The following is a 429-nucleotide window of genomic DNA, read 5'->3' as shown; positions in this document are numbered from 1 at the left end:
GGGGTCAGCGAGGTCACCATCGCCACTAGTGGCGGCCTGTGGACTCCCGACCGGATCGAGGAGTCGTTCTCGCCGAACAACCGGCTCCTCGTGCGCTGGTGGGGCGTGAACGGCGGCGCTCACCCTGACGACGCGATCGCATACGCGCACAAGATCGACGACTACGACTACGACCGCGACGCCGGCACCGTGACGGTGTCGGCGTTGGACCTGATCGAGGTAGCGGGGTGGCGGCTGATCGGCCCTGTCGGGTCAGACCCCCACCTGACCCTCACAATCACGGGACGCAGCGCTGAAGGTGCGGTCGCTGAGGCGTTTGACCGGATGATGCAGTACGGGCACCCCGACTGGATCCTCCCGATCGACCTTCCCGTGAACACCCCTGGCGAATTCTCTGGCGAGTGGGTGTTCTGGAAGAAGCCACTCATC

1 protein-coding gene is annotated in these 429 nt (G+C 65.5%); it reads left to right on the top strand.

Annotated features, from left to right (window positions below):
• Nucleotides 1–429: hypothetical protein (locus LL239_RS17605; protein ID WP_228164620.1), on the top strand; the 429-nt coding region annotated here is incomplete at both ends.

The sequence above is a fragment of the Microbacterium testaceum genome, assembly GCF_020781835.1.
In the GTDB taxonomy this organism is placed as follows: Bacteria; Actinomycetota; Actinomycetes; order Actinomycetales; family Microbacteriaceae; genus Microbacterium; species Microbacterium testaceum_H.
The sequence above is the reverse complement of the archived record's forward strand: the minus strand, read 5'-3'. Positions and strand labels throughout refer to the sequence as shown.